Source organism: Rhizobium sp. BG4 (assembly GCF_016864575.1).
GTDB lineage: Bacteria > Pseudomonadota > Alphaproteobacteria > Rhizobiales > Rhizobiaceae > Rhizobium.
Map to the genome: position 1 here is coordinate 512,266 of NZ_CP044125.1, position 26,266 is coordinate 538,531.

Sequence of the window (26,266 nt, forward strand, 5' to 3'; positions counted from 1 at the left end):
TCTTTGGTGAGCGCCGCTTCAAGGTTGCATTAACCGCATTTGCGCCTTTCCGACCGTGCCCAGCCGGAGATACTGAAAATTCAAGCTATTTTAAAATCTGCGGCGCATAGCGGGAAGATAAGCCGCGGCTAAAGCAGTGCCGAAGGTGCGAGGAACGGTGATGCAGAACACAACCAGGAATGCAGCACAGCGCGAGGGCGCCCGCCCTGCCCCGCAGAACGACGCCCAGAAGATCGCCGAGCATATGGCACGGCTGAACATTGCGGGCAGCCCGCGGAACTACGAGCTGCTGCACGAAGCCGTCTGCGGCCGCAACACGGCGCTCGCCACCGACATCTCCGCGCTCGGCAGTCATCCGGCGCAGGCCCGGCTCGATGAACTCGGCCTCAAATACCGGCTCGTCAGCCATTGCGGCCTTGCCGCCGAAACGGCCGGCACCGAGGCCAGCAAGCTGCTGCGCGAGGCGGCCGATCGTCTCTCTGACGGGCTGAAGCAGAAATATGCCTTTGCACGCGCGGCCGAAACGCTGCTGCAGTCGCTCTCCGGCAATTCCGAACAGGGCCTCGACGCCTTCATGAGCGAGATGGAATATCTCGCCTCGTCGCTCGCATCGGTGCTCGCCGCCGAGACCGAGCTCGAAGCCAAGCTGCTCTCCGATGTCGAGCGGATCGAGACCCTGGAGCGCGGCGTCGCCGCCGCCCAGGCCGCTTCCGTCACCGACCCGCTGACCGGCCTTCCAAACCGCATCGCGCTCGCCAAGACGATCGGTGATCTCTACGAGGGCGAGGATGCCGCCGGCAGCGCGCTTCTCATGGTCGATATCGACGACTTCCGCCAGCTGAATGCCAAATACGGCGTGCAGGCCGGCAACAAGCTGATGAAGAAGCTCGGCAACCTGTTCCGCAAGTCGATCAAGAAGAACGATTTCGTCTCGCGCGTCGAAGGCGACGAATTCGCCTTCCTGTTTGCCAATGTGGGCATGCGCGATGCGATCGCCATCGCCGACCGCCTGCGCCAGTCGGTCGAAGAGAACATGGTCTTTGCGACCTCGGACAAATCCGATCCAGGCAAGCTGACGATCTCGATCGGCATCGCGCTCAGCGGCGATGCGGCGACCGGCACGCAGCTCCAGGCCAATGCCCGCGTGGCCTTGCTCGCCGCCCAATCCAACCGCCGCCAGCCGATCCAGGCTTTCGGCCGCTGAGGCCCTAGGCGACCTTCAGCGACGCGCCCGCCTTCCAGCTCGCGCCGCCGGTGCGGAAGCCGGACATCAACTGCTCAAGCGTGTCGGCTTCGCGGGAAAGTGCTGCCGTCGCTGCGGAGGTCTCCTCGACCATTGCCGAATTCTGCTGCGTGCTGCTGTCGATCTGCGCGATGGCGGAGCTGATGTCGCGCAGGCCGGTCGCCTGTTCACGGGCGCCGGTGACGATCGTGGTGACATGCGAGCTGATCTCGGTGACTTCGGCAGCGATCTTGTTCAGCGCCTCGCCCGCCTGATCGACGAGCGTGACGCCGCTGCGGACGTGGCCGCTCGAGGCGGTGATGAGCTGCTTGATCTCCTTGGCGGCCGTCGCCGAGCGCTGGGCGAGCTCGCGCACTTCCTGCGCCACCACCGCAAAGCCCTTGCCTGCCTCGCCGGCGCGCGCAGCCTCGACCCCGGCATTCAGCGCCAGGAGATTGGTCTGGAAGGCGATTTCGTCGATGACGCCGATGATCTGGTTGATCTCGCGGGCGCTGTTTTCGATCCGGCCCATGGCATCGACGGCGCTGGTGACGATCTCGCCGGAGTGCTCCGCACCGCTGCGGGCGCGGGAGACGAGGACGCCCACCTGATCGGCCGTCGCGCTCGAATGGCGCACGGCATTCTCGACGCTCTCCAGCGCCGTGACGGTTTCCTGGATGGCTACCGCCTGCCGCTCGGTGCGGACGGAGAGGTCGCGCGCCGCATCACTGATCTGGCCGGCGCCGCTGCGCACGGTCGCCGTTGCATCGGTTGCCTGGGCGACGGCGCTCTGCAGGTTTTCGACCGACTGGTTGAAATGGGCGCGCAGATTATCGAGATCGCCGGCCAGCCGCTCGCCGATGCGAACCTGCAGGTTGCCGGAGGAAAGCTCGCTCAGCGCACCATGCAGGGTCTTGACGGCGAAGTCGATCGCGGCGCGCTCGTGCTGCTTTTCGGCCTCGCGCTGATGGCGCTCCTGATCCGCCATCCGGTCTGCCTCGCGCGCCTTGGCGCTCATGTCACGCTCGGCGGTCTGCGCGGCCTGAGCCGCAGCGATACCGGCATCGGCGGAAGAGAAGGAAAGCGTCACAGCCCGCGTCAGGCCGATCAATGCACCGGCCTGAAGCACGAGGACGACGGCGTGGAGGATGACGCGATCGAAACCGGAGGCGCCCGGGAAGACGGCGAGCGGCGCCAGGACATAGAGCAGCACGTGATGCAGCGCGACGACGCCGGCATAGGCCACGACCGCCTTCCAATCGATCCAGGCGGCGCAGATCGCCAGCGACGCGAAGAAATACATGTGGATGTCGATCTGCAGCCCCGAGCCTTCGAAGGCATAGACGAGGATCGAGACGCTGACGGCATGGGCGATCGAACTGATGATCCGTGTATTGGCGCCGGTACGGTCCTTCGCCCAGTTGGCGGTCGCCAGTGCAGCGACGAGGAACTGCGCGATCACAGGCATCGCCTGGAATTGCTCGGCGGCGACGATCTGGTGCAGCGCCGTCAGAAGCGCGTTCACCCATAGCAGGCCGACGACATAGGGGCCGACCATATTGCGCAATTTCTCAAGCGAATTCATTCAACTCTCCTTTTGCAGGCAACCCACCGCCAGAGCATGGTTGAGAACGAACAGCGCACCGGAACGTCTCAGGCGCGCGGGGAAATTATCGGCATCGGAATAGGCAACGGCGATCCAGGAAAATGCGCCTGGAGCGACGAAGGAGCCACCGGCCGTACCGATGACATTGATGACATGGCCGGCAGGTTCGCTAGGTTCTGTGACCACGACGACGAAACGCCCCGATGGCATGGCAGCCACGGAAAGGAAAAGGCAGAAAAACATGATGAAATATATCAATATCTTTCTGCCGCTTATCTCGGCGCGATCAGAATGCATAGCAGCTTCAAACGTCATGAATTCAATACTCGAAATATATACATTCAGATTTAAGCATTTATTACCGAACATGTTCTTGCGATCACGCAGAGACTATTAGAAAATACTCTTCAGAAGTTGCAGATGCGGCGACTTCGGCGAACGACTGCAACTTCTGCCCGAGCATTTGCGAAAGCGCGCGACGGCCTTGCCTTGATCCGCCGTTTCGGCCAAAACGCCGGGCATGATCACGATTACCGAAATCTCTGCCCGCATTGCCGGGCGCCTTCTCCTCGACCATGCCAGCGTGACGCTTCCGGCGGGTACCAAGGCAGGCCTTGTCGGGCGCAATGGCGCGGGCAAGTCGACGCTTTTCCGCATCATCACCGGCGACCTCGGTGCCGAGACCGGCAGCGTGTCGATCCCGAAGAATGCGCGCATCGGCCAGGTGGCGCAGGAAGCGCCGGCGACGGAGCAGTCGCTGATCGAGATCGTGCTTTCGGCCGACAAGGAGCGTGCCGCGCTTCTCAAGGAAGCTGAAACGGCGACCGATGCGCATCGCATCGCCGAAATCCAGACGCGGCTCGTCGATATCGACGCGCATTCGGCAGAAGCCCGCGCCGCCAGCATTCTCGCCGGCCTCGGCTTCAGCCAGGAAGCCCAGCTGCGGCCTGCCTCCTCCTACTCCGGTGGCTGGCGCATGCGCGTGGCGCTCGCCTCGGTGCTGTTTGCCGAGCCTGATCTCCTGCTGCTCGACGAGCCGACCAACTATCTCGACCTCGAAGGCACGATGTGGCTTGAGGATTACGTGCGCCGCTACCCGCATACGGTCATCGTCATCAGCCACGACCGCGACATGCTCAACAACGCAGTCAATTCGATCGTCCATCTCGACCAGAAGAAGCTGACCTTCTATCGCGGTGGCTACGACCAGTTCGAGCGCCAGAAGGCCGAAGCCGACGAATTGCAGATGAAGGCGAAGGCGAAGAACGATGCGGCGCGCAAGCACCTGCAGAGCTTCATCGACCGCTTCAAGGCCAAGGCCTCCAAGGCCCGCCAGGCGCAGTCGCGCGTCAAGGCGCTGGAGCGCATGGGAACGGTTGCCGCCGTGATCGAGGACCACGTCCAGCCGATCACCTTCCCGAGCCCGAAAAGCAGCCGGCCTCGCCGATCGTCGCCATCCAGGGCGGCGCCGTCGGCTATGAGCCGGGCAAGCCGATCCTGAAGAACATCACGCTGCGCATCGACAATGACGACCGCATCGCCCTCCTCGGCTCCAACGGCAACGGCAAGTCGACCTTCGCGAAGTTCATCGCCGGGCGCCTGAACGCCGAGAGCGGCGACCTCCGGGTCGCCTCCAATCTGAAGATCGGCTTCTTCGCGCAGCATCAGCTCGACGATCTCGTGCCGAACGAGACGCCGGTGGAGCATGTGCGCCGCCTGATGCCGACCGAACCCGAGGCCAAGGTGCGCGCCCGCGTCGCTCAGATGGGCCTTGCGACCGAAAAGATGGCGTCGGCCGCCAAGGACCTTTCCGGTGGCGAGAAGGCACGCCTGCTGATGGGCCTTGCCGCCTTCCATGCGCCGAACCTGCTGATCCTCGACGAACCGACCAACCATCTTGATATCGACAGCCGCCGGGCGCTGATCGAGGCGCTGAACGACTATGACGGCGCGGTCATCCTGATCTCGCACGACCGCCACCTGATCGAGGCGACCGTCGACCGGCTCTGGCTCGTCAATAACGGCACCGTCTCCAATTTCGACGGCGACATGGACGAGTATCGCGACCTGATCGTCTCCTCCGGCAGGAAGAAGGACGAGAAGGTACAGAGTGCCGACGATCCGGCGAGCAAGGCCGAGCAGCGCAAGCTGAATGCCGACAAGCGCGCCTCGCTGGCGCCGCTCAAGAAAAAGATCAACGAAATCGAATCGTTGACGGGCAAGCTGGAGAAACAGATTCAGGCGCTTGATGCGGAACTTGCAGATCCGGTTCTCTACGAGAAGGCGCCCGCCAAGGCGGCCGAGAAGGCCAAGCAGCGCGGCGAAGCGGCAGCAAAACTTTCCGCTGCCGAAGAGCAATGGCTGGAGCTTTCGGCCGAATATGAAGAGGCTATGGCAGGATAGCCACAAGCGCCCGGAAAAGGCTGCGGCAGAAGGGCACAAGTTAACGGCCGGACATCCGATTTAAACCGATCGTTAACCATAATTCGAAAGGTTGTCTCAACATTCATTACTGATTTGTTGAGCCCCTTTCATGTCCCGTATCGCCCTTCTTTCGAGTGTCGTTCTCGCGCTTGCCCTTTGCGGCTGCCAGACAACCAAGCAGCCTGCCCCCGACAAGACGATCAAGACGTCTTCGATCAAGACCGAGGAGAGCACTGCGGGCTTTCCCAAGCCCGCCAATCTCGCTTTCGGCGAAACCCATCATCTTGCCGGCCGCGTGCTGACCGTTTCATCGCTCAAGGATTTGAAGCTGGAGCCGAAGGAAGTCGTGCTCTCCTTCGACGACGGCCCGATTCCCGGCCGCACCGACCGGGTGCTCGCAACGCTCGACCGCTTCGGCGTCAAGGGAGCCTTCATGATGGTCGGCGAAATGGCGGCGCTGCATCCGGAGCTGGCGCGGCGCGTCGCCATGGAAGGCAACACGATCGGCAGCCACACCTACAAGCATCCGAACCTCAACACGCTGTCCTTCGACCAGGCGATCGCCGAGATCACCCGCGGCGAAGCGGCCGTGACCAAGGCGACCGGCACCGACGTCAACTTCTTCCGCTTCCCCTATCTCGCCGACAGCCGCAAGCTCCGCTCTGCCGTCGCGGCGCGCGAGATGATCGTCATGGATGTCGATGTCGACACCAAGGACTATTTCAGCTCGACGCCCGAACAGGTGGCCGACCGCGCCATGAACCGGCTGCGCCAGCGGGGCCGCGGCATCATCCTGATGCACGACATCCACAAGCGCACCGCGGCCATGCTCCCTGCCCTGCTCGCGCGCCTGGAAGCCGAGGGCTACAAGGTGGTGACGCTGAAGTTCAAGCGGGACGACAAGCCCGTCGTCATGGCTTCGCTTTGAGGGTGACATGGGCGCTTGCCCGGCTGTAGAGTTCTGTTAAAACAAGCGCCCAATAAATCATACTTTTGAGCACACCGGAGCGAGCACCTCTCATGTCCCCTATCAACCTCGCCATCGTCGGCGTCGGCAAGATCGTCCGCGACCAGCATCTTCCTTCCATCGACAAGAATGCCGACTACAAGCTCGTCGCGACGGCGAGCCGCCACGGCACGGTGGAGGGCATCCAGAGCTTCACGACGATCGAGGCGATGCTCGAAGCTGTTCCCGAGATCGACGCCGTCTCGCTCTGCATGCCGCCGCAGTACCGCTACGAGGCAGCCTACAAGGCGCTGTCGGCCGGCAAGCATGTGTTCCTCGAAAAGCCGCCGGGCGCGACGCTGAGCGAAGTGGCCGATCTCGAAGCGCTGGCTGCGGCCAAGGGCGTCTCGCTGTTTGCCAGCTGGCATTCGCGCTATGCCGCGGCCGTCGAGGCAGCCAAGGATTTCCTTTCGAAGACCGAGATCAAGAAGGTTCACGTCATCTGGAAGGAAGACGTGCGCCACTGGCATCCCAACCAGGACTGGATCTGGCAGGCCGGCGGCCTCGGCGTCTTCGACCCCGGCATCAACGCCCTGTCGATCGTCACCCACATCCTGCCGCGCGCCATCTTCCTGACCGGTGCGACGCTCGAATTCCCTGAGAACCGCGACGCACCGATCGCCGCCGACCTGCATTTCCGCGACGCCGGCGCGATGACCGTCCATGGCGAATTCGACTGGCGCCAGACCGGCAAGCAGAGCTGGGACATCATTGCCGAGACGGCGGCAGGCACGATGGAACTGGCCGAAGGCGGCTCAAAGCTTTCGGTCAACGGCGAGCTGACGTTCTCGGCGCCCGAGGAAGAATACCCCTCGCTCTACCGCCGCTTCGCCGAAATCATCAAGGCCGGCCAGTCCGACGTCGACCTGGCACCGCTGCGCCACGTCGCCGATGCCTTCATGCTCGGCAAGCGCAAGTTCGTGGAAGCCTTCCACGATTGATCACAGGGACGATGCGGCGTCTACGCGCCGCATCCCCAACCTGAAGCGAGGGCGGAGATGGCCGAAGACAAACCGGAACTGACCGCCCTCCTCAAGGAAGTCGCCGAGACCCCGAAACGCGACAACAGCGCCTACCACGCCGCCATGGCCGAAGCCCGCCAGGCCTTCGAAAAGGCCGAAGCCGTCCTCGGCGGCCCGGTGCGGCTGAAGACCAAGACGAAACTCAAGCGCAACGGCGACTATGTCGTGAAGTGGACGTTCAAGCGGGATGGCTGAACGTGCCTAGTTTGAAGGCTTAGGCCTTCTTCTCCCAGCGCCCCTCGGGCGTCTGCTGCCAATAGGTGAGGTTATGCCCCTCGCCTTTCAGCTTCTTCCATTGGGCGCGCGCGCCTTCCAGCTGTTCCGGATCGTAACCGTCGAACATGAAGACGATGCGCTCATAGGCATCGGCTTGCGGTGGTTCGGCGCCATCGACAATGAAGCGGACGGTCGCCTGGTTGGCGTTATCGCCGGTGACCGTGAGCAGAACCGGCTGGTTTCCTGCCAGTTCGCTCTCATCGGTGCCGTGCGGCAGAAAACTGTCGTCCCTATAGGTCCAGAGATGGGTGTCGAGCGCATCCCGTCTTGCCGGCTCCTTCATCTGGATGGCGACGCGCCAGCCGCGTTCGACGCTCTTGTCGACGAGCGGCGGCAGCGCGTCCTCCAGCTTGGATTCCGTCAGATGGTAGAAAAGGACTTCGGTCATGCCTGCATTCCAGCCTGTGATCAGGCCTCGTAATGGTCGCGCACGAGCTGATCAAGCAGGCGCACGCCGAAACCGGAGCCCCAGGACTGGTTGATCTCGTCCTGCGGCGAGCCGAGCGCGGTGCCGGCGATATCGAGATGCGCCCAGGGCGTTTCCTGCACGAAGCGCTTCAGGAAATGCGCCGCGGTGATCGAACCGGCATAGCGGCCGCCGGTGTTCTTCATGTCGGCGAATTTCGAGTCGATCATCTTGTCGTAATCGCGGCCGAGCGGCATGCGCCAGAGCTTCTCGTTGGTGGCGAGACCGGCGGACGTCAGCTGCGCCGAGAGCGTGTCGTCGTTCGAGAACAGACCGGCATGGACATTGCCGAGCGCGACCATGATGGCGCCGGTCAGCGTTGCCAGGTTGATCATGAAGCGCGGCTTGAAGCGGTCGTTGCAATACCAGAGCGCATCGCAGAGCACGAGGCGGCCTTCGGCATCGGTGTTGATGATCTCGATCGTCTGGCCGGACATCGAGGTGACGATATCGCCGGGGCGCTGCGCGTTGCCATCAGGCATGTTTTCCACAAGACCGATGATGCCGACGGCATTGACCTCCGCCTTGCGGGCGGCGAGCACATGCATCAGGCCGGTCACGGCTGCGGCACCGCCCATGTCACCCTTCATGTCTTCCATGCCGGCAGCCGGCTTGATCGAGATGCCGCCAGTATCGAAGACGACGCCCTTGCCGATGAAGGCGATCGGCCGGTCCTTCGCCTTGCCGCCCTTCCAATGCATGATCGCCAAACGCGGCGGACGGACGGAACCCTGGGCCACGCCGAGCAGCGCCCCCATGCCGAGCCGCTTCATTTCGCGTTCCGTCAGGATTTCCACTTCGACGCCGAGTTTCTCGAGCTCCTTTGCCTTGGCGGCAAATTCGACCGGGCCAAGCACATTCGGCGGCTCATTGACGAGATCGCGGGCGAGATTGACGCCCTCGGCGACAGCCTCGGCATCGGCCAGCGCCTTCTTGGCGCCGGAGGCATCGGCAGTGACGATCGTCACCTTGGCCGACTTGCCATTCGCCTTGTCGTCCTCGTCGGACTTCTTGGTCTTGTAATTATCGAAAGCGTAGGCGCGCATGAGCATGCCGAGCGCAAAGCCGGAGGCAGCCTTGGCGTCGATCGCCGCACCCGGCGCATCGATGAAGATCGTCGCCTTGTCGGCGCCCTTGATCTTGCCGGCAGCGATACCGCCGAGCTTCAGCCAGTCATGCGCAACCAAATCCTGCGGCTTGCCGAGACCGATGACGAAGAGTCGGTCCGCGGGGGAGCCTTCGGGGGCGACGAGGTCGAGTGCCGACATCGCCTTGGCGGAAAACTTGGCGATCTTCGAGGCCTTGGCGATGACGCCTGCGGGGTCGGCAATCTCTGCGCCAGCCGCAAGTTCGCCGTCGCCAGCCTTCAAGAGAACGGTAAGGCCGCCGCTAATCTTGGCGGATTTCGCGAATGAAATATCGAATTTAACAGACATGTCTTCTCCTTGGGATTCGCAGCGGAATCCTCTCCGGCGGCGATCATTCCGGGTTTCATGTCCGAAAACAAGACGTGATCGCCGGGCCATGGACAAATCCGCGCCGCCGGGGCAGAAAGCCAGCGCGCCGCGGGAAGGCCTGGCCAACGGAAGACATCGACAGTGATTGCAGCCCTCAAGACCTATATTTCCGGCTGGAGAATCAGCTTTCCGCCGACCGCTGCCGATATTTTCGTCGGGCTCTTCTGCCTGTGGTGGCTGCTGCTCGTCATCTTCTACGCCTTTCCCGGCATCGATCTGGCGACCTCCCGCTACTTTTTCACGCCCGCGACCTGCGACGCCACCGCGCTTGCCGGCGATGTCTGCGGCTCCTTCACGCTGGCCGGCAACTGGTTCCTCAAAAATCTCCGCGTTATCTTCTTCCGGCTACCCTACGTGGTGGCGATCGTTCAGCTCGGCTTCCTGATCGCCTGCTACACGCAGCATGGAGCGACGTTCAACGCGGTCCGGGCACGTAATCTTAAGGTCGCGCTCGGCTCGCTGCTGATCGGCCCAGGCCTGATCGTCAATCTGATCCTAAAGGAACATTGGGGCCGCCCTCGCCCGGTTTCCGTCACCGAATTTGGCGGCATGATGGACTTCGTCCAGGCCGGATCCTTCGCGGGCAAATGCGTCAGCAACTGTTCGTTCATCTCAGGCGAAGCGGCAAGTGCCGGCTGGCTTCTCTGTCTGCTGGTATTCATTCCGCAGCCGGCGAGAACCGGGCTTTTCCTGCCAGTTGTCGCAGTGTCGCTGCTGACGCCCATGATGCGGCTCGCTTTCGGCGGCCATTTCCTTTCCGACATCATCCTCGGCTGGCTGCTCGCGGTCGTCGTCTTTGCCGGTCTCTACGCGTTCACAGATTCGTCACACCGCCCAAAAAATTCTGAAATTTGAATGAATTTTTGAGCCGGACCGGTCGCAAAAGCGAAACAAACATCGTAGATGGAATCCGCTGCGGGGCGTTTGCCCGGCGGATCGTTCAAGGGCAGGCATGAAACTTCTCGAGATCTACATATTGCGGCGCGTCGGCCAGATGTTTTTCGTAGCGCTGCTGCCAGTGCTTGCGATCATCTGGACGACTCAGGTGCTGCAGCGCGTCAATCTCGTGACCGACAGCGGGCAATCCGTCGGATCGTTCGCGATGCTGGCAACGCTGATCCTGCCGTCGATCATTCCGATCGTCCTGCCCTTCGCTCTCGTCATCGGCATCACCCAGACGCTGACGACGATGAACAACGATTCCGAGCTGACCGTCATCGACGCTGCCGGGGCCAAGCGCAGCATCCTGGTGCGCCCGATCCTGTTGCTTGCGGCCGTCATCAGCGTTTTCTCTTTCTTCGTCGACAACGTCGTCGAACCGAAGGCTAAGACCGGCGTCCGCCAGATGGTAGCTGAGACCTACGCCGACCTGCTCTCGACCGTCATTGAGGAGAAAAACTTCCGCAAGATCGACGACGGCCTGTTTGTGCAAATTTCCGAACGTCTCGCGGGCCGCGTCCTGCGTGGGCTCTTCGTCGTCGACGAGCGCGATCCGGCCTTCGACATGATCTATTATGCGCGCGAAGGCGCCGTCGACCAGAGCGGCACGTCGCTGCTCATGAAGGATGGCGAAGTCCAGAGAAAGACCCGCGACGGCAACGTCTCGATCATCCGCTTCGATTCCTATTCGTTCGACCTGTCGGACCTGACGGAAAACCGTGGCGAGGCGACGCTGCGCGCCAGCGACCGCGATCTGTCGTTCCTTTTGAACCCCGACCCGACAGATAAGGATTACATTGCGAAACCAGGCAGTTATACCGCCGAGCTGCATCGGCGCCTGACGGACTGGACGCTGCCTTTCGTCTTTGCTCTGATTTCACTGGTGATTGCCGGCGACGCACGCTCGCATCGCGAAGCGCGCCTCCACCCGATGATCTCGGCGCTCGGGATCGCCTTTGCTCTTCGCTGGGCATCTTTCTACGCTGCAAACGAGATCGATACGCGCCCAGCCTACACGGTGATCCTTTACGGCATCCCTGTTGTCGCTTCGCTGATTGCGATCGTCCTTCTCAATTTCCATCGGCGACTCGTTCCGACGGCCATCAGCAATCGCCTTTCGGCGATTTCGCGTCTTTTGAGCGGCTATCTAGGCCCGCGTAAGAACGGAAAATCGGGAGGTGCCGCATGATTTTCGGCACGCTTGGGCGTTATTTCTTCCGCCGCTACATGGTGACGACCGTCTGGTTCTTCCTGGGAATCATCAGCATCGTCTTCCTGATCGACTTCAGCGAGACCGCGACCCGAATGTCCGGCCTTCCCGGCTACACGGTTGCGAGTGGCCTGTTGATGACGGCGGTTCGTCTGCCGCTGCTTTTGCAGCAGACTATTCCATTCATCGCCCTCTTCGTCGGCATGACCGTGCTGATCGGGCTCAACCGGAAATACGAACTGGTCGTCACTCGCGCGGCAGGCATTTCCGTCTGGCAGTTCATGACGCCCTTCGTTGTCGGCGCCTTGCTGCTTGGCGTCTTGACGGTCACGGTCATCAACCCGATTGCCGCTTGGGGCCAGCGCCAGGCCGCGCTCGTCGAGACCGATTGGCGCGGGCAGGACAAGCTTGCCAACAAGGCATCGCAGATCCCGTGGATTCGTCAGATCAGCGGCCAGGACGACGTTATCATCGGCGCGCAGACGATCCTCGAGAACGGCACGCTGCTGACCGACGCGGTGCTTATCCACTTCGATTCGGATGGCCGGGTGATCCTGCGCCAGGATGCGAAGTCGGCAAAGTTGGAAGATGGTTACTGGCTTCTTAAGGATGTGACGGAGCGCCGCCCCGGCGAAATCGTCCAGCGTAAGCCAACGGTACAACTGCGTACCAATTTGAAGCAAGATTTCGTCAGGGAGCGCCTGACTCCACCTGAAACCATTGCTTTTTTTGATCTTTCTAATCGAATTGAAATTGCGAAATCCTTCGGTGTTCCGACCAAGGCGCTGGAGACGCAATTCCACTCACTGCTGTCGCAGCCGCTGCTTCTCGTAGCGATGACTCTCATTGCTGCAACAGTGTCCCTGAAATTTAGCCGGTTCAACCAATCGAGGTCCGTGATTCTGGGTGGCATCATCTCAGGCTTCGTGCTTTATGTGCTGACCGTGCTTGTAAAAGCATTTGGAAGCAGCGGAGTTGTGCCGCCTTTCGTGGCGGCCTGGATTCCGGTAGTCGTCGCGCTGGCACTCGGCGCAACGATTCTGCTTCATCAGGAGGATGGCTAGTGGCGGCAGGCGACCGCAAGACTTTTAGTAAACAGTTGGTTGCCCTGCTCGCAGGCGCGACTCTGCTCAGCTATTCCGGCAGCATTCCAGAAGTCTTTGCACAGGAAAATCCAGCTATCCAGAAGCTGCAGCCGAAGGTCCAAGAGGGCCAGAAGCTGGTGCTTTCGGCAAACGAACTGGTCTATAACAAGGACCAGCAGATCGTTTCCGTCACGGGTGGCGTTCAGATCAATTACGCCGGCTACAAGCTGGTGGCGCAGCGCGTCGAATACAATCAGAAGACCGGCCGGATGATGGCGCTCGGCAACATCGAGATGATCAGTCCCGATGGCAACCGGATGTATTCCGACAAGCTTGACGTCACTGACGATTTTGCCAATGGCTTCATCAACGCTCTCCGTATCGAGACAGCGGACAATACGCGCATCGTCGCCGAAAGCGGTGAGCGCGTCGGCGGCACGCAGATGATCCTGAACAGGGGCGTCTATACGGCCTGCTTGCCCTGCGCTGAAAACCCTGAAAAGCCGCCATTTTGGCAGGTCAAGGCTGAACGCGTCATCCAGAACGGCGAGAAGCATACCATTCGCCTGGAGAAGGCTCGCTTCGAGCTGCTCGGCACTCCGATCGCTTACATTCCGTGGATCGAAGTCCCAGATAACACCGTGAAGCGCAAGTCGGGTTTCCTGTTCCCGACGATGAGCACGTCGCAGAATCTCGGATTCGGGCTCTCCATTCCGTATTACTACGTGTTCTCGCCGAGCATGGACGCAACGGTGACGGGTACCGGTTATACCGAGCAGGGCTTCCTGCTTGATGGCGAGTTCCGTCAGCGTTTCGAGAACGGCACACATACGCTTCGGATGGCGGGTATCAACCAGCTCAATCCGGAGAACTTTACGAGCGATACGAGCGATCAGCGCGAAAACCGCGGCATGATCGCCTCGCAGGCCGAGTTCAAGATCAATCCGCGCTGGACCTTCGGCTGGGACGTCATGTATCAGTCCGACAACAACTTCTCGCGGACTTACAATCTTAAAGACTACAACCAGACAACGCATACCAACCAGATTTACCTGACGGGCCTCGGCAAGCGGAATTACTTCGATCTGCGCTCATTCTATTTCGACGTCCAGGATGCGGATCCGACGAGCGAAGCCGAAAAGCAGCAGGCGATCGTCTATCCGACGATGGACTATCACTATGTCGCGCCGCAGCCGCTGGCAGGTGGTGAACTGTCGCTCGACGTCAATCTGACGAATATCTCGCGGACGCATGACAGCTTCTTCGACAACCCGCTTGGCGACGACAGGTTCTCGCTCAAGGGGCAAACTGCGCGCCTCAGCGGCGAGTTGGAATGGAAGCGGACCTTTGTGACGCCAGCAGGCGTCCTGATCACGCCGCTGCTTGCTGCGCGCGGCGATGCGTTCTCGCTCAATGTCGACGACCCGAACTCGATCAGCGGCACCTCCGTCTACAATGGCGACTTCGACAACGGCGATGCGGCGACCCGCGGCATGCTGACTGCCGGTCTCGAAGTCCGTTATCCGTTCCTGATCACGACCTCCAACAGCTCGCATGTGATCGAACCGATCGCGCAGGTTTATGCGCGCCCGGACGAGCCGCTTGCAGGCGCCCTGCCGAACGAAGATGCGCAGAGCTTTGTCTTCGATGCGACCAACCTGTTCGATCGTGACAAGTTCTCGGGTTATGACCGTATCGAGGGTGGCACGCGCGCCAATATCGGCTTCCAGTACACGGGCACATTCGACAGCGGCTACAAGCTGCACGGTATCTTCGGCCAGTCCTTCCAGCTCGCCGGTGACAACTCGTTCGCCAGCCCCGATCTGGTCAATGCAGGCGCCGAATCCGGCCTCGAAACATCGCGCTCCGACTATGTCGGTCTTGGCGGCATCGAGACGCCTCAGGGTCTGGCTCTCGCAGCATCCTACCGTCTCGACGAGAAGGACTTGTCGTTCCGCCGTGGTGATTTCACTGCAGGCTTCCAGAACGACACGTTCCAGAGCCAGTTGATCTATACCCATATCACCAAGCAGCCGGACTACGGCCTCCTGGAGGATGCGGACGAATTGCAGACGAAGGCGTCGGTCAAGTTCAAGGATTACTGGTCCATCTTCGGCGGCATCGCCTGGGATCTGAACAACGACGTCATCGCCCGCAAGAGCATCGGCCTCTCCTACGAAGATGAGTGCACGATCTTCACGATCGCCTATACCGACAAGCGCGACCTGAGCGACGAGTCCGCAAGCGACTGGACGATCGGCGCCAAGTTGACGTTCCGCACGCTGGGCGACATCAACGTCGGCAACTTCGACGATCCGGACAAGAAGATCTACAACAACTAAGCGTACAGAGCGGCGGCGAAAGAAAGAGAGCCTTTCTTTCGCCGCAAGACTTTTGCAGGACATTGCCGTCAGCAATTATCTGAGGCATAGGAAAGCATCATTTCGTTGGAAATGACGTCCTGTAGTCTCGATGGAAGGAAATAGGCGCGCATAGACTGTGTCGTCTAGGGAAGGGTCGATAGATGATTGGCGCCAGAAGAACGGTTACGGCAATCCTTGCAGGCGCTGCGATGTGCATCGCGGCTGCCGCGTTTCAGCCGGCCTTTGCCGCAAGCGAAGTCAAGGCCGTTGTCAACGGCACGGCGATCACCTCCGGTGACGTTGCCAAGCGTGTGGCCTTCCTGAAGCTGCAGCATCAGAAGGCAGATGCGAAGAGCGCCCAGGAATCGCTGGTCGACGAAGCGCTGAAGCGCCAGGAAGTCGCCCGCGTGCGCATGTCGGTCTCCAAGGACGACGTCGACGCCTCCTTCGCCCGTTTTGCGCAGGGTAACAAGCTGACCGTTGCGCAGCTGACCGACATTCTGACCCGCGCTGGCGTCGGTGCCGACCATTTCAAGCAGTTCATCGCGGTGCAGATGAGCTGGCCGCGCGTCGTCAATGCGCGCTTCGGCTCCGCCGGCCGCATGTCGAGCAGCGATCTCGTCTCGCGCATGATGGAAAACAACAAGCAGAAGCCCGAGACCACCGAGTATATGCTGCAGCAGGTGATCTTCGTGGTGCCGCAGTCGAAGAAGGGCATCACCGCCAAGCGCAAGAGCGAAGCGGAAGCATCCCGCTCGAAGTATCCAGGCTGTGATCAGGCGAAGGTCTTTGCCGCGACCATGCGTGACGTTTCCATCCGTGATCTCGGCCGCATGCTGGCCCCGCAGCTGCCGGCAGACTGGAAGCCGCTGGTCGAGCAGGCCAAGGGCAACACGACGGCAACCCGCGTGACTGACAAGGGCGTCGAGTATCTGGCGATCTGCAGCCAGCGTCAGGTTTCCGACGACACGGCCGCCGAGATGGTGTTCCGCCAGGAAGACCTCGACAAGGCGAAGGCCAACAAGGAAGCGCCGACCGACGAGAATTCCAAGAAGTACCTCGACGAACTGCGCTCCAAGGCGCAGATCATCTATCGCTGATCGCCATGGCAGTCCCCTTCTCGCGGCCACTGGCGCTGACGCAGGGTGACCCGGCAGGGGTCGGCCCGGATATCACGCTGACGGCGTGGCTGCGCCGCCGCGAGCTCGGTCTTGCGCCGTTCTTCTTCATCGGCGATCCCGACGTGCTGGCCGTGCGTGCCCGTCAGCTCGATGTTACCGTGCCGATCCGCCACGCGGATGCCGGCACTGCTGGCGAAATCTTTGCCGAAGCTCTGCCGGTCCTGCCGATAGCGGCCGGCGTTGAAGTCGCTGCCGGTGAACCGCATGTGGCGACGGCCGCCGGAACGATCGCCGCGATCGAGACCGCGGTCGCGCTGACCCACAAGGGCGAAGCGCTTGCGGTCGTGACGAACCCGATCGCGAAGTCAGTGCTTTACGAGGCGGGCTTCAAATTCCCTGGACATACCGAGTTTCTTGCCGATCTCGCAGCACGCGCGACGGGTAAGGCCATGACGCCGGTCATGATGCTTGCCGGACCGAAACTGCGCGCCATTCCCGTCACCATCCATATCCCGATCAAGGACGTGCCGCAGGCGCTGACCGGCGCGCTGATCGTCGAGACCTGCCGCATTGCCAATGCCGACCTGATCGAGCGCTTTGGGATCGCCCAACCGCGCCTTGCGGTGGCCGGTCTCAATCCGCATGCGGGCGAAAGCGGCACGATGGGCCGCGAGGACGAGGACATCATCCATCCGGCCGTGCAGCAGTTGCGCGCCGAGGGCATCGATGCCATCGGCCCCCTGCCCGCCGATACGATGTTCCATGACGAGGCCCGCGCCCGCTACGACGTCGCCGTCTGCATGTATCATGACCAGGCGCTGATCCCGGCCAAGGCACTCGGCTTCGACGATTCCGTCAATGTCACGCTTGGCCTGCCCTTCGTGCGCACCTCCCCCGATCATGGCACCGCCTTCGGCATTGCCGGCAAGGGCATTGCCCGCGAGCACAGCCTCGTCGCCGCACTGAAGCTCGGCGCCCAGCTGGGCCGCAACGCCGAGAGCCGCCGCTGATGGCTGCACTCGATGGCCTGCCGGCGCTGCGCGACGTCATCCAGCGTCACGGGCTCGACGCCCGCAAGGCGCTCGGACAGAACTTCCTCCTGGACCTCAACCTGACGCAGAAGGTTGCCCGCACTGCCGGCAGTCTCGAGAATGCGACCGTGTTCGAGGTTGGCCCAGGTCCCGGCGGCCTGACGCGTGCAATCCTGGCGCTCGGCGCCAAGAAGGTGATTGCCGTCGAGCGCGATCCGCGCTGCCTGCCGGCGCTTGCCGAGATTGCCGATCACTATCCGGGCCGTCTCGAGGTCATCGAAGGTGACGCGCTGAAGACCGATTTCGAGGCTATGGCGCCTGCGGGTCCGGTCAAGATCATCGCCAACCTGCCCTATAATGTCGGCACGCAGCTTCTGGTGAACTGGCTGCTGCCGAAGCAGTGGCCGCCCTTCTGGGAGTCGCTGACGCTGATGTTCCAGAAGGAAGTCGGCGAGCGGATCGTCGCCGAACAGGACGACGATCACTACGGCCGCCTCGGCGTGCTCGCGGGCTGGCGCACTCAAGCGCATATGGCCTTCGACATTTCCCCGCAGGCCTTCACGCCGCCGCCGAAGGTGACGTCGACGGTTGTGCACCTGACGCCGCGTGAAAACCCGATCCCCTGCTCCGTGGCCAACCTGGAGCGGGTCACGCATGCCGCCTTCGGCCAGCGCCGCAAGATGCTGCGCCAGAGCCTGAAGCCGATCGGCGGCGAGGCGCTGCTGCAGAAGGCGGGTATCGATCCGCAGCGGCGGGCCGAGACGCTTTCGGTGGATGAGTTTTGTTTGCTGGCGAATAGCCTCTAGGGAACTTGTTCGGACATTGGGCGCGGGGCGACCAAGTCCTTAGGCGCGCGCGACTTTTCTTTTCAGGCTAATGAGTCATTCGCCGCGCGGACGCGCGGCGGCTGGGTTCTTGTGAAGAGCACAGGAACCAGGGAAGTTCGCGGAGCCCCCGGCCCGCCCCTCAGAGAACCGGCGTTTCTTCCAGCAGCTTGGTGACGAAGTCGAAGACGCCGTGGCCGCGGTCTCGGCGGAGACGCTCGGCCTTGACGATCGACTGAACGGAGTCGAAGGCTTTCTCGAGATCGTCGTTGACGATGACATAGTCGTATTCGCGCCAGTGGCCGATTTCGGCGCGGGAATTGGCCAGCCGCTGGGCGATGACTTCTTCGGAGTCTTCGGCGCGACGGTGCAGGCGCGATTGCAGCTCGGTCATGGTCGGGGGCAGCACGAAGATCGAGACGACGTCAGCCGACATCTTCTCCTGCAGCTGCTGGGCGCCCTGCCAGTCGATGTCGAACAGCATGTCGCGTCCTTCGCTCATCGCCTGTTCGACGGGAGCGCGCGGCGTTCCGTAGAAATTGCCGTGAACCTCGGCCCACTCAAGAAGCGAATCGGAATCGCGCAGCACCTCGAATTCACGGATGCTGACGAAGCGATAGTGGATGCCCTCGACCTCGCTCGGGCGGCGCTGGCGCGTTGTGACACTGACCGACAGACCGATCTGGCTATCCTGCGCCAGAAGCGTGCGGGCAATCGTCGATTTTCCGGCGCCCGACGGCGATGAGATGACAAGCATCAGGCCGCGGCGCGCGATCTGAATGGGCGACGTTTTCGTCGGTTGCATGGATCACTCCAGATTCTGGACCTGTTCGCGGAACTGGTCGATGACGACTTTCAGTTCAATGCCGGCGGCGGTCACGGCCGAGGCATTCGATTTCGAACAGATGGTATTCGATTCCCGGTTAAATTCCTGTGCAAGGAAATCCAGCTTGCGGCCGACAGGGCCGCCTTTTGCCAGCAATTCGCGGGCAGCGGCGACATGCGCCTTCAGCCGGTCGATTTCCTCGCGAAGATCAGCCTTGGTGGCAAGCAGCGCCGCCTCAGCATGAAGGCGATCGCGATCGAGCGCTGCGGTGCCATCGAGCAGCATCGCCACCTGCGTCTTCAGGCGCTCGGCGATCTCCTGCGGCGAACGCGAAGGGTCGCGCTCGATGGTCTGCGTCAGCCTTTCGATGGTCGAGACATGGTCGAGGAGTACGCGCGACAGAGCCGCCCCCTCCTGCTCGCGCATCAGCTTCAGATCGGCAAGCGCGCCGACGAGGCCGCTGACGACATCGGCATCACGGGCAGCGAGTGCGTCTTCGCTGTCTTCGCTCTCGCGGAACTCCACGAGGCCGCGGATCGACAACAGCGTGTCGAGCTTCAGCGGCTCCGGATCGATGATGCCTGCCAGCTGGTCGCGCAGGGCAAGAACGGTCGCCAGCGCATCCTGATTGAGAACTGTTTCGAAGCGGTTCTCGCCGGCAGAAACCGAGAGGTTCGCCTGCATGTTGCCGCGGCTGAAGGTTTCGCCCGCCATGCGGCGCACGTCCACCTCCATCCGCTCCAGGCCGGGCGGCAGGCGCAGGCGCAGGTCGAGACCCTTGCCGTTGACCGAGCGCAGTTCCCATGCCCAACGCCAACGGCCGCTCGTTCCCTCACGCCGTGCAAAACCGGTCATGGACTGCAAAGCCATGCGAGCCTCCGAAATCAGTTGGTCTTCTTTTTCTTCTGGGCGGCAGGCGCATCCGCCTGTGCTTCGGGCTGGCCGTCCACCGCGATATTCGGATCGGCGCCCTTGTCGGCTTCCAGCTTGCGCCAGCGCCTGACATTGGCATTGTGGTCGTCGAGGGTGGCCGCGAAGACGTGGCCGCCGGTGCCGTCGGCAACGAAATAGAGGTCCTCGGTCTTCCAAGGGTTAGCCACGGCTTCCAGCGCATCGCGGCCCGGATTGGCAATCGGCGTCGGCGGCAGGCCCTTGATGATATAGGTGTTGAAGGGCGTGTCCTTCTTCAGGTCCGACTGATAGATCGGCCGGTCAGCCGGCTTGCCGTCGCCGCCGAAGAGGCCGTAAATGATCGTCGGATCCGACTGCAGGCGCATGCCCTTGCCGAGACGGTTGAGGAAGACGGAGGCGACATGGGCGCGCTCGTCCGGCACGCCGGTTTCCTTCTCGACGATCGAGGCGAGTGCCACCAGCTCTTCCTTCGACTTCAGCTGAAGCGCCGGATCGCGCTTGTCCCAGATCTGCTCGACGAGCTTGGTCTGGGCGGCTGCCATCTGGTCGACGATCTCGCCGCGCTTAGTGCCGCGCGAGAACTTGTATGTATCCGGCCGCAGGCTGCCTTCAGCAGGAAGCACGGTCGGCAGCTCGCCTTCCAGAACCTGGTCCTCGTTCATGCGATTGAACATCTGGCGGACCGTCAGGCCCTCAGGGAAGGAAATCGAATAGAGGATCGACTTGCCCGACTTCAGCAGCTCCATGATGTCGTTCATGGAAGCCTTGGCCTTGATCTCGTATTCACCAGCCTTCAGGCTTTCGCCTTCGTTCAGATGGGTGGCCGTCAGATAGCGGAAGATGCGGGCGTCGGAGATGATGTTGTTGCGCTCGAGATTGCTCGAAATCTCGGAGAGACCGGCGCCGCTGCGAACGATGAAGTTGGTGTTCGTCTCGAGCGGGCCCGGATCCTGATAGCTCGAGATCGCGTAGTAGAAGGCAAAGACCGCCGCGGCGCAGCCGAGCACCACCAGCGTCATCACGAAATTGAGGAAGATCACGACCTGGCTGCGCGCCTTCTTGGAGCGCTTCGGCGGCTCCGGAACGCGTTCCGGGCGCAGCGCTTCAGTCGGCGATTTCGGAATGATCCGGCCGTTCTGTGCCTGCTGCTCGCCCTGACCCGGCGTTTCGTTGCTCTGGTTCGTGTCGCTCACCCGGCATTCCTCTATATTTGGCCCCGTCTGCTTTTTAAGAAGCAATACGGCAAAAAACAGGTGGGCCGCCGCCACGAGGTGCCGGCCCTGCCTTCGTGCTCTGCCAAAATGCGCCGTGGCGCCCGCCTGTTAGGCGGCGTAGCGGCGCAGAACCAGCGATGCGTTGGTACCGCCGAATCCGAAGGAATTCGACAGTGCCACATTGATTTCCCGCTGACGAGCCTTGTGCGGAACGAGATCGATGGCCGTTTCGCGCTCGGGGTTGTCGAGGTTCAGCGTCGGCGGGGCGACGTTGTCGCGGATCGCCAGCGTCGTGAAGATCGCTTCGATAGCGCCTGCGGCACCGAGAAGGTGACCCGTTGCCGACTTGGTGGACGACATCGAGATCTTCGAAGCGGCATTGCCGACGAGGCGCTCGACGGCGCCGAGCTCGATCGTGTCGGCCATGGTCGAGGTGCCGTGGGCGTTGATGTAGTCGATATCGGCAGGCGTCAGGCCGGCGCGCTTCAGCGCCATCGCCATGCAGCGCTGTGCGCCTTCGCCGTCTTCCGACGGTGCGGTGATGTGATAGGCGTCGCCCGACAGACCATAGCCGACGACTTCGGCATAGATCTTGGCGCCGCGCGCCAGCGCATGTTCCAGCTCTTCGAGAACGACGATGCCGGCGCCCTCGCCCATGACGAAGCCGTCACGGTCCTTGTCGTAGGGACGCGAAGCCTTGGTCGGGTCGTCGTTGTGCTGGGTCGACAGCGCCTTGCAGGCGGCAAAGCCCGCGAGCGAAATGCGGCTGACCGGGGATTCGGTACCGCCGGCAACCATGACATCGGCATCGCCGAGTGCGATCAGACGGGCAGCATCGCCGATGGCGTGCGCGCCGGTCGAGCAGGCGGTGACGACGGAGTGGTTCGGGCCGCGCAGCTTGTGGCGGATCGATACCTGGCCGGAGACCAGGTTGATCAGGCGGCCGGGAATGAAGAATGGAGAGATGCGGCGCGGGCCCTTGTCGCGCAGCGTATAGCCCGCTTCGACGATGCCCTCGATGCCACCGATGCCGGAACCGATCAGCACGCCGGTGGCGATCTGGTCCTCGTCGGTCTGTGGATGCCAGTTTGCATCCTTCAGCGCCATGTCGGCCGCAGCCATGCCGTAGATGATGAAGGGATCGACCTTGCGCTGTTCCTTCGGCTCCATCCAGTCATCGGGATTGAAGGTGCCTTCGGTGCCGTCACCGACGGGAATGCGGCAGGCGATCTTGGCGGGAAGATCTTCGACTTCGAACTCGGTTACGAGGCGGGCACCGTTCTTGCCTTCGAGCAGACGCTTCCAGGTGATTTCAGTTCCGCATCCCAAGGGTGATACCATACCGGTACCGGTGATAACGACCCGTCTCATCGAGTGTCCCCGCCTATAGTCTTCTTGAAATTGGGCTTAGCCCCAAATGAAAAGGGCGGACTCGTGGCCCGCCCTTTGAAAATCGCTCAGGATTAAGCCTGGGCCTTTTCGATGAACTTGACTGCGTCGCCGACGGTCAGGATCGAGTCAGCTGCGTCGTCAGGAATTTCAACGCCGAATTCTTCTTCGAACGCCATGACCAGTTCGACGGTGTCGAGCGAGTCTGCGCCCAGATCGTCGATAAAGCTTGCGCCTTCGACAACCTTGTCGGCATCGACGCCAAGATGATCAATAACAATTTTCTTTACGCGTTCTGCGATATCGCTCATGTCGGTTTCCTCGACCTTATGTCCTGATCAGAGTGCCTTCTGGCACCCCTACCCTGTTTCAGCCTACGGCGCCCTCTCGACGCCTTCAGCAAACTCGTTGGCCCGGCTTCCAGGTGTACCAGGCTGGCTCAAAGCCTGCCGGTTCGCCTTGTTTCTCGGGACGACTGTTCACAGTCATTGGCCCGCTTAACACGGTTTATGTCTGCCGCAAAGCCAGAAAATCAACCCCGCCAGATTGGTCAACACGCTATTGACGTGAAAAACGGTGACGGGGCCGGTTTCCTGTTTCAGATCATGGCCATGCCGCCGTTTACGTGCAGCGTCTGGCCCGTCATGTAGGCTGCTTCGTTGGAAGCGAGATAGGTAACGGCAGAAGCAACTTCGGCGCCCGTGCCCATGCGCTTCATCGGGATCGCGCCCATGATCGCGTCCTTCTGCTTGTCGTTCAGCTTGCCGGTCATGGCAGACTCGATGAAGCCGGGGGCGACGCAGTTGACGGTGACGTTGCGGGTGGCGATCTCCTGCGCCAGCGACTTGGTGAAGCCGATCATGCCGGCCTTGGAAGCACAGTAGTTTGCCTGGCCCGGATTGCCGGTGACGCCGACGATCGACGTGATGTTGATGATGCGGCCGAAGCGGCGACGCATCATCGGATGGGTCAGCTCGCGGGTCAGCAGGAACATCGAGGTCAGGTTGACTTCGATGACGGCGTCCCAGTCCTCGTCGCTCATGCGAACGAAGAGGCCATCCTTGGTGATGCCGGCATTGTTGACGAGAATATCGACGCCGCCGAGCTCTTCTTCGGCCTTGGCGCCGAGCGCCTTGACTTCGTCACGGTTCGACAGGTTCGCCGGGAAGATCTTGACGCGGTCGCCGAGATCGGCGGCCAGCGCTTCGAGCTTTTCGACGCGCGTGCCGTGCAGGCCGACGATGGCACCCTGCTTGTGGAGGATACGGGCGATTTCCTCGCCGATGCCGCCGGATGCGCCTGTGACGAGAGCCTTGCGGCCGGTAAGATCGAGCATGGATGCGTTCCTTATGTCTGGTGGGGCCGATCAGGCCATGAGGGCGGCGACGGCTGCGTCGATATCGGCGGCCGTATTGACTGCAATGCCATTGACCGTCTTGTCGATGCGGCGCGCGAGGCCCGTCAGCACCTTGCCGGAGCCGAGCTCGTAGAGCGTCGTGACGTTATTTGCGGCGAACCATTCGACCGTCTCGCGCCAGCGGACCTGGCCGGTGACCTGCTCGACGAGAAGCTTGGCAATCTCGTCTGCATCGCTGACCGGTGCAGCGCGGACATTGGCGATGACGGGAACGATCGGATTGGACTTGGCAACGCCGGCGAGCGCTTCACGCATCGCGTCTGCGGCCGGCGCCATCAACGTTGAATGGAAGGGCGCGGAGACCGGCAGCAGGATGGCGCGCTTGGCGCCCTTGTCGGTCGCGAGCGCCGCAGCCTTTTCGACGGCTGCCTTCTCGCCGGAGATGACCAGCTGACCGCCGCCATTGTCGTTGGCGATCTGGACCGAACCGAGGGCGGACGCCTCTTCGCAGACGGCGATGACGTCAGCCTGCTCGAGGCCGATGATCGCGGCCATGGCCCCGACGCCGACCGGAACGGCTGCCTGCATGGCATTGCCGCGGATGCGCAGAAGACGGGCGGTATCGGCGAGCGAGAAGGTGCCGGCAGCGCAGAGTGCGGAATATTCGCCGAGCGAATGGCCGGCGACATAGGAAACCTTGGACTTGAGATCGAGGCCCTTGGCCTGCAGAACGCGAATGACGGCCATGGAGACGGCCATCAGCGCCGGCTGGGCGTTCGCCGTCAGCGTCAGCGTCTCTTCGGGACCTTCGAACATGATGGAGGACAGCTTTTCGCCGAGCGCCTCGTCGACTTCATCGAAGACAGCGCGGGCTTCGGCGAAGTTTTCGGCAAGCTCCTTGCCCATGCCGACAGCCTGGCTGCCTTGGCCCGGAAATGTAAAAGCGACCGTCATTTCTATATCCCTATTATGTCATTTGGGCGATTTCGCCTCCAATTGACGTTCTTTCCTGAGGAGTCAATAGCCCGTTCGCGGTCTCCAGAGCCTTTTGCAGGTGCGAAAAACCGGGCTTTTTGCACTTGCGCTCGCCGAATTCGCACTTAAATTTGCGCCGCCCCAGCGCGGGTTCCGCCGCACACTTGCTTTCAAGGTTTTCCAATGAAGTTCAACAAATTAGGCCGTACAGACATATCGGTTTCGCAAATCTGCCTCGGCACCATGACCTGGGGCTCGCAGAACAGCGAGGCAGAAGCCCACGCGCAGATGGATTACGCCGTCGAAAAGGGCGTGAACTTCTTCGACACCGCCGAACTCTATCCGACGACGCCGCTTTCCTCGGAAACCTACGGCCACACCGAAGAATTCATCGGCAGCTGGTTCGCAAAGACCGGCAAGCGCAAGGACATCGTGCTGGCGACCAAGGTAGCCGGCCACGGGCGCTCCTACATCCGCGGCGGCGAAGGCGCCGATGCCAAGAACATCAAGCTTGCCGTCGAAGCCAGCCTCAAGCGCCTGAAGACCGACTATATCGACCTCTACCAGATCCACTGGCCGAACCGTGGCCATTTCCATTTCCGCCAGAACTGGCACTACGACCCCTTCAAGCAGGACCGCGCCAAAGCCGTCGCCAACATTCTCGATATTCTTGAGGCGACGGATATCCTGGTGAAGGAAGGCAAGGTGCGCGCGCTCGGTCTCTCCAACGAGACGACCTGGGGCATCCAGAAGTACCTGACGCTCTCGGAGCAGAAGGGCCTGCCGCGCGTCGCCAGCGTCCAGAACGAATATAACCTCCTCTATCGTCACTTCGATCTGGATCTCGCCGAACTCTCGCATCACGAAGATGTCGGCCTGCTCGCCTATTCGCCGCTCGCCGCCGGCATTCTCTCCGGCAAGTATCAGAGTGGCGTGAAGCCTGAGGGATCGCGCGCCTCGATCAACGGCGACCTCGGCGGCCGCCTGCAGCCGCTGCAGGAAGCACCGACCAAGGCCTATATCGAGATCGCCGCCAACCACGGCCTCGACCCCTCGGCCATGGCACTCGCCTTCTGCCTCACCCGCCGCTTCATGGCCTCGGTGATCATCGGCGCGACGACGATAGAACAGCTGACGACCGATCTCAGCTCGGTCGATGTGAAGCTGTCGGGCGACGTGCTTGCCGAGATCGAGAAGGTCCACCGGCAGTATCCGATGCCGCTTTGATCATAGAGAAAGGCCGCGCGTGCGAAACGTGCGGCCAGCCCTTGCCTTCTGCCGAAAAATCCGTATAAGCGCCCCTGTTCGAAACCCGGTCTTCTGGCTGGTGGCTGAACGGAGGGCCGGTTTCCTTTAGGGGAATCGTTCGGAACGGAAGCGTTCCAGCCTCCCGTGTCTCCGCTCTCGACCGTCTCGGAAACGCTTTTCTTGCCTGGGTCCGCCCAATCAGGAGCAGTCGTTGAGGCTTAGCCGCCGAATAC

Annotated in this window: 23 protein-coding genes and 1 pseudogene; 13 read left to right on the forward strand and 11 right to left on the reverse strand. The window is 61.8% G+C overall.

Annotated features, from left to right (window positions below; genetic code table 11):
• Positions 1 to 160: 160 nt before the first annotated feature.
• Positions 161 to 1,204 (forward strand): GGDEF domain-containing protein, encoded by a 1,044-nt coding sequence (locus F2982_RS02765; protein ID WP_148195330.1) that lies wholly within the window; start codon positions 161 to 163, stop codon positions 1,202 to 1,204.
• 4 nt (positions 1,205 to 1,208) lie between these two features.
• On the opposite strand, the gene F2982_RS02770 is transcribed toward F2982_RS02765, so the two are convergent.
• Positions 1,209 to 2,807, reverse strand: coding sequence for a methyl-accepting chemotaxis protein (locus F2982_RS02770; RefSeq protein ID WP_203429160.1), 1,599 nt, complete (start codon positions 2,805 to 2,807; stop codon positions 1,209 to 1,211).
• Entirely contained in the window at positions 2,808 to 3,143 is a 336-nt protein-coding gene (locus F2982_RS02775) for a hypothetical protein (protein ID WP_203429161.1), read from the reverse strand. It abuts the gene before it with no gap.
• Between the two features lie 205 nt (positions 3,144 to 3,348).
• On the opposite strand from F2982_RS02775, the pseudogene F2982_RS02780 reads away from it, so the two are divergent.
• The 4 genes and pseudogenes from F2982_RS02780 (at position 3,349) to F2982_RS02795 (ending at position 7,475) form a co-directional block, all read left to right on the forward strand.
• Positions 3,349 to 5,231 (forward strand): annotated as a pseudogene (locus F2982_RS02780) (ABC-F family ATP-binding cassette domain-containing protein).
• 130 nt (positions 5,232 to 5,361) lie between these two features.
• Positions 5,362 to 6,180 (forward strand): polysaccharide deacetylase family protein, encoded by an 819-nt coding sequence (locus tag F2982_RS02785; RefSeq protein WP_203429162.1) that lies wholly within the window; start codon positions 5,362 to 5,364, stop codon positions 6,178 to 6,180.
• Positions 6,181 to 6,272: 92 nt separating this feature from the next.
• Positions 6,273 to 7,199, forward strand: a complete 927-nt coding sequence (locus F2982_RS02790; protein ID WP_203429163.1) for a Gfo/Idh/MocA family oxidoreductase — start codon at positions 6,273 to 6,275, stop codon at positions 7,197 to 7,199.
• Between the two features lie 57 nt (positions 7,200 to 7,256).
• On the forward strand, positions 7,257 to 7,475 hold the full coding sequence (locus F2982_RS02795) for a hypothetical protein (RefSeq protein ID WP_130282794.1): 219 nt from the start codon (positions 7,257 to 7,259) through the stop codon (positions 7,473 to 7,475).
• A gap of 19 nt (positions 7,476 to 7,494) precedes the next feature.
• On the opposite strand, the gene F2982_RS02800 is transcribed toward F2982_RS02795, so the two are convergent.
• Both F2982_RS02800 and F2982_RS02805 read right to left on the reverse strand, forming a co-directional pair.
• Positions 7,495 to 7,944: a DNA polymerase III subunit chi gene (locus F2982_RS02800; RefSeq protein ID WP_112718815.1), complete on the reverse strand. Its 450-nt coding sequence runs from the start codon at positions 7,942 to 7,944 to the stop codon at positions 7,495 to 7,497.
• 20 nt (positions 7,945 to 7,964) lie between these two features.
• Positions 7,965 to 9,458, reverse strand: a complete 1,494-nt coding sequence (locus F2982_RS02805) for a leucyl aminopeptidase (RefSeq protein ID WP_112718816.1) — start codon at positions 9,456 to 9,458, stop codon at positions 7,965 to 7,967.
• Between the two features lie 186 nt (positions 9,459 to 9,644).
• Between F2982_RS02805 and F2982_RS02810 the strand changes: the two genes are divergently transcribed.
• The 7 genes from F2982_RS02810 to rsmA all read left to right on the forward strand — a co-directional run bounded on the left by F2982_RS02810 (position 9,645) and on the right by rsmA (position 18,094).
• Positions 9,645 to 10,394, forward strand: a complete 750-nt coding sequence (locus tag F2982_RS02810) for a phosphatase PAP2 family protein (RefSeq protein ID WP_246777536.1) — start codon at positions 9,645 to 9,647, stop codon at positions 10,392 to 10,394.
• Positions 10,395 to 10,491: 97 nt separating this feature from the next.
• Positions 10,492 to 11,667 (forward strand): LptF/LptG family permease, encoded by a 1,176-nt coding sequence (locus F2982_RS02815; protein WP_203429165.1) that lies wholly within the window; start codon positions 10,492 to 10,494, stop codon positions 11,665 to 11,667.
• The gene (lptG, locus tag F2982_RS02820; protein ID WP_203429166.1) at positions 11,664 to 12,752 is read left to right on the forward strand and encodes an LPS export ABC transporter permease LptG; all 1,089 of its coding nucleotides are present in this window, start codon (positions 11,664 to 11,666) and stop codon (positions 12,750 to 12,752) included. The genes F2982_RS02815 and lptG overlap by 4 nt, the downstream gene beginning before the upstream one ends.
• Complete coding sequence (locus tag F2982_RS02825; RefSeq protein WP_203429167.1) at positions 12,752 to 15,115, forward strand: LPS-assembly protein LptD; 2,364 nt, start codon at positions 12,752 to 12,754, stop codon at positions 15,113 to 15,115. The genes lptG and F2982_RS02825 overlap by 1 nt, the downstream gene beginning before the upstream one ends.
• A 182-nt stretch (positions 15,116 to 15,297) precedes the next feature.
• Positions 15,298 to 16,236, forward strand: coding sequence for a peptidylprolyl isomerase (locus F2982_RS02830; protein ID WP_112718821.1), 939 nt, complete (start codon positions 15,298 to 15,300; stop codon positions 16,234 to 16,236).
• 5 nt (positions 16,237 to 16,241) lie between these two features.
• Positions 16,242 to 17,267 (forward strand): 4-hydroxythreonine-4-phosphate dehydrogenase PdxA, encoded by a 1,026-nt coding sequence (pdxA, locus tag F2982_RS02835; RefSeq protein WP_203429168.1) that lies wholly within the window; start codon positions 16,242 to 16,244, stop codon positions 17,265 to 17,267.
• The gene (gene rsmA, locus F2982_RS02840; RefSeq protein WP_203429169.1) at positions 17,267 to 18,094 is read left to right on the forward strand and encodes a 16S rRNA (adenine(1518)-N(6)/adenine(1519)-N(6))-dimethyltransferase RsmA; all 828 of its coding nucleotides are present in this window, start codon (positions 17,267 to 17,269) and stop codon (positions 18,092 to 18,094) included. Before pdxA ends, rsmA begins: the two co-directional genes overlap by 1 nt.
• A gap of 160 nt (positions 18,095 to 18,254) precedes the next feature.
• Here the strand turns inward: rsmA and gmk are convergent, their stop codons facing one another.
• From gmk to fabD, 7 genes are all read right to left on the reverse strand, one after another.
• Positions 18,255 to 18,917, reverse strand: a complete 663-nt coding sequence (gmk, locus tag F2982_RS02845) for a guanylate kinase (protein ID WP_112719525.1) — start codon at positions 18,915 to 18,917, stop codon at positions 18,255 to 18,257.
• A 3-nt stretch (positions 18,918 to 18,920) separates the two neighbouring features.
• Positions 18,921 to 19,808: a YicC/YloC family endoribonuclease gene (locus F2982_RS02850; RefSeq protein ID WP_203429170.1), complete on the reverse strand. Its 888-nt coding sequence runs from the start codon at positions 19,806 to 19,808 to the stop codon at positions 18,921 to 18,923.
• Positions 19,809 to 19,822: 14 nt separating this feature from the next.
• Positions 19,823 to 21,043 carry an endolytic transglycosylase MltG gene (gene mltG / locus F2982_RS02855; protein ID WP_112719527.1) on the reverse strand — a complete coding sequence of 407 codons (1,221 nt, stop codon included), beginning with the start codon at positions 21,041 to 21,043 and terminating at the stop codon, positions 19,823 to 19,825.
• A gap of 129 nt (positions 21,044 to 21,172) precedes the next feature.
• Positions 21,173 to 22,435, reverse strand: coding sequence for a beta-ketoacyl-ACP synthase II (gene fabF / locus F2982_RS02860; protein ID WP_112719528.1), 1,263 nt, complete (start codon positions 22,433 to 22,435; stop codon positions 21,173 to 21,175).
• 92 nt (positions 22,436 to 22,527) lie between these two features.
• Complete coding sequence (locus F2982_RS02865; RefSeq protein WP_003502080.1) at positions 22,528 to 22,764, reverse strand: acyl carrier protein; 237 nt, start codon at positions 22,762 to 22,764, stop codon at positions 22,528 to 22,530.
• Positions 22,765 to 23,051: 287 nt separating this feature from the next.
• Positions 23,052 to 23,789: a 3-oxoacyl-[acyl-carrier-protein] reductase gene (gene fabG, locus F2982_RS02870; protein WP_203429171.1), complete on the reverse strand. Its 738-nt coding sequence runs from the start codon at positions 23,787 to 23,789 to the stop codon at positions 23,052 to 23,054.
• Positions 23,790 to 23,819: 30 nt separating this feature from the next.
• A complete protein-coding gene (gene fabD / locus F2982_RS02875) occupies positions 23,820 to 24,764 on the reverse strand; it encodes an ACP S-malonyltransferase (RefSeq protein WP_203429172.1) in 945 nt (314 codons plus the stop codon).
• A gap of 204 nt (positions 24,765 to 24,968) precedes the next feature.
• On the opposite strand from fabD, the gene F2982_RS02880 reads away from it, so the two are divergent.
• The gene (locus F2982_RS02880; RefSeq protein WP_203429173.1) at positions 24,969 to 26,012 is read left to right on the forward strand and encodes an aldo/keto reductase; all 1,044 of its coding nucleotides are present in this window, start codon (positions 24,969 to 24,971) and stop codon (positions 26,010 to 26,012) included.
• Positions 26,013 to 26,266 lie beyond the last annotated feature (254 nt).

Excerpts from the sequence above, each read along its gene's own strand:
- F2982_RS02765 (WP_148195330.1), top strand. The coding sequence starts at position 161 with ATGCAGAACACAACCAGGAATGCAGCACAGCGCGAGGGCGCCCGCCCT.
- F2982_RS02770 (WP_203429160.1), bottom strand. The coding sequence starts at position 2,807 with ATGAATTCGCTTGAGAAATTGCGCAATATGGTCGGCCCCTATGTCGTC.
- F2982_RS02775 (WP_203429161.1), bottom strand. The coding sequence starts at position 3,143 with ATGACGTTTGAAGCTGCTATGCATTCTGATCGCGCCGAGATAAGCGGC.
- F2982_RS02785 (WP_203429162.1), top strand. The coding sequence starts at position 5,362 with ATGTCCCGTATCGCCCTTCTTTCGAGTGTCGTTCTCGCGCTTGCCCTT.
- F2982_RS02790 (WP_203429163.1), top strand. The coding sequence starts at position 6,273 with ATGTCCCCTATCAACCTCGCCATCGTCGGCGTCGGCAAGATCGTCCGC.
- F2982_RS02795 (WP_130282794.1), top strand. The coding sequence starts at position 7,257 with ATGGCCGAAGACAAACCGGAACTGACCGCCCTCCTCAAGGAAGTCGCC.
- F2982_RS02800 (WP_112718815.1), bottom strand. The coding sequence starts at position 7,944 with ATGACCGAAGTCCTTTTCTACCATCTGACGGAATCCAAGCTGGAGGAC.
- F2982_RS02805 (WP_112718816.1), bottom strand. The coding sequence starts at position 9,458 with ATGTCTGTTAAATTCGATATTTCATTCGCGAAATCCGCCAAGATTAGC.
- F2982_RS02815 (WP_203429165.1), top strand. The coding sequence starts at position 10,492 with ATGAAACTTCTCGAGATCTACATATTGCGGCGCGTCGGCCAGATGTTT.
- lptG (WP_203429166.1), top strand. The coding sequence starts at position 11,664 with ATGATTTTCGGCACGCTTGGGCGTTATTTCTTCCGCCGCTACATGGTG.
- F2982_RS02830 (WP_112718821.1), top strand. The coding sequence starts at position 15,298 with ATGATTGGCGCCAGAAGAACGGTTACGGCAATCCTTGCAGGCGCTGCG.
- pdxA (WP_203429168.1), top strand. The coding sequence starts at position 16,242 with ATGGCAGTCCCCTTCTCGCGGCCACTGGCGCTGACGCAGGGTGACCCG.
- rsmA (WP_203429169.1), top strand. The coding sequence starts at position 17,267 with ATGGCTGCACTCGATGGCCTGCCGGCGCTGCGCGACGTCATCCAGCGT.
- gmk (WP_112719525.1), bottom strand. The coding sequence starts at position 18,917 with ATGCAACCGACGAAAACGTCGCCCATTCAGATCGCGCGCCGCGGCCTG.
- F2982_RS02850 (WP_203429170.1), bottom strand. The coding sequence starts at position 19,808 with ATGGCTTTGCAGTCCATGACCGGTTTTGCACGGCGTGAGGGAACGAGC.
- fabF (WP_112719528.1), bottom strand. The coding sequence starts at position 22,435 with ATGAGACGGGTCGTTATCACCGGTACCGGTATGGTATCACCCTTGGGA.
- F2982_RS02865 (WP_003502080.1), bottom strand. The coding sequence starts at position 22,764 with ATGAGCGATATCGCAGAACGCGTAAAGAAAATTGTTATTGATCATCTT.
- fabG (WP_203429171.1), bottom strand. The coding sequence starts at position 23,789 with ATGCTCGATCTTACCGGCCGCAAGGCTCTCGTCACAGGCGCATCCGGC.
- fabD (WP_203429172.1), bottom strand. The coding sequence starts at position 24,764 with ATGACGGTCGCTTTTACATTTCCGGGCCAAGGCAGCCAGGCTGTCGGC.
- F2982_RS02880 (WP_203429173.1), top strand. The coding sequence starts at position 24,969 with ATGAAGTTCAACAAATTAGGCCGTACAGACATATCGGTTTCGCAAATC.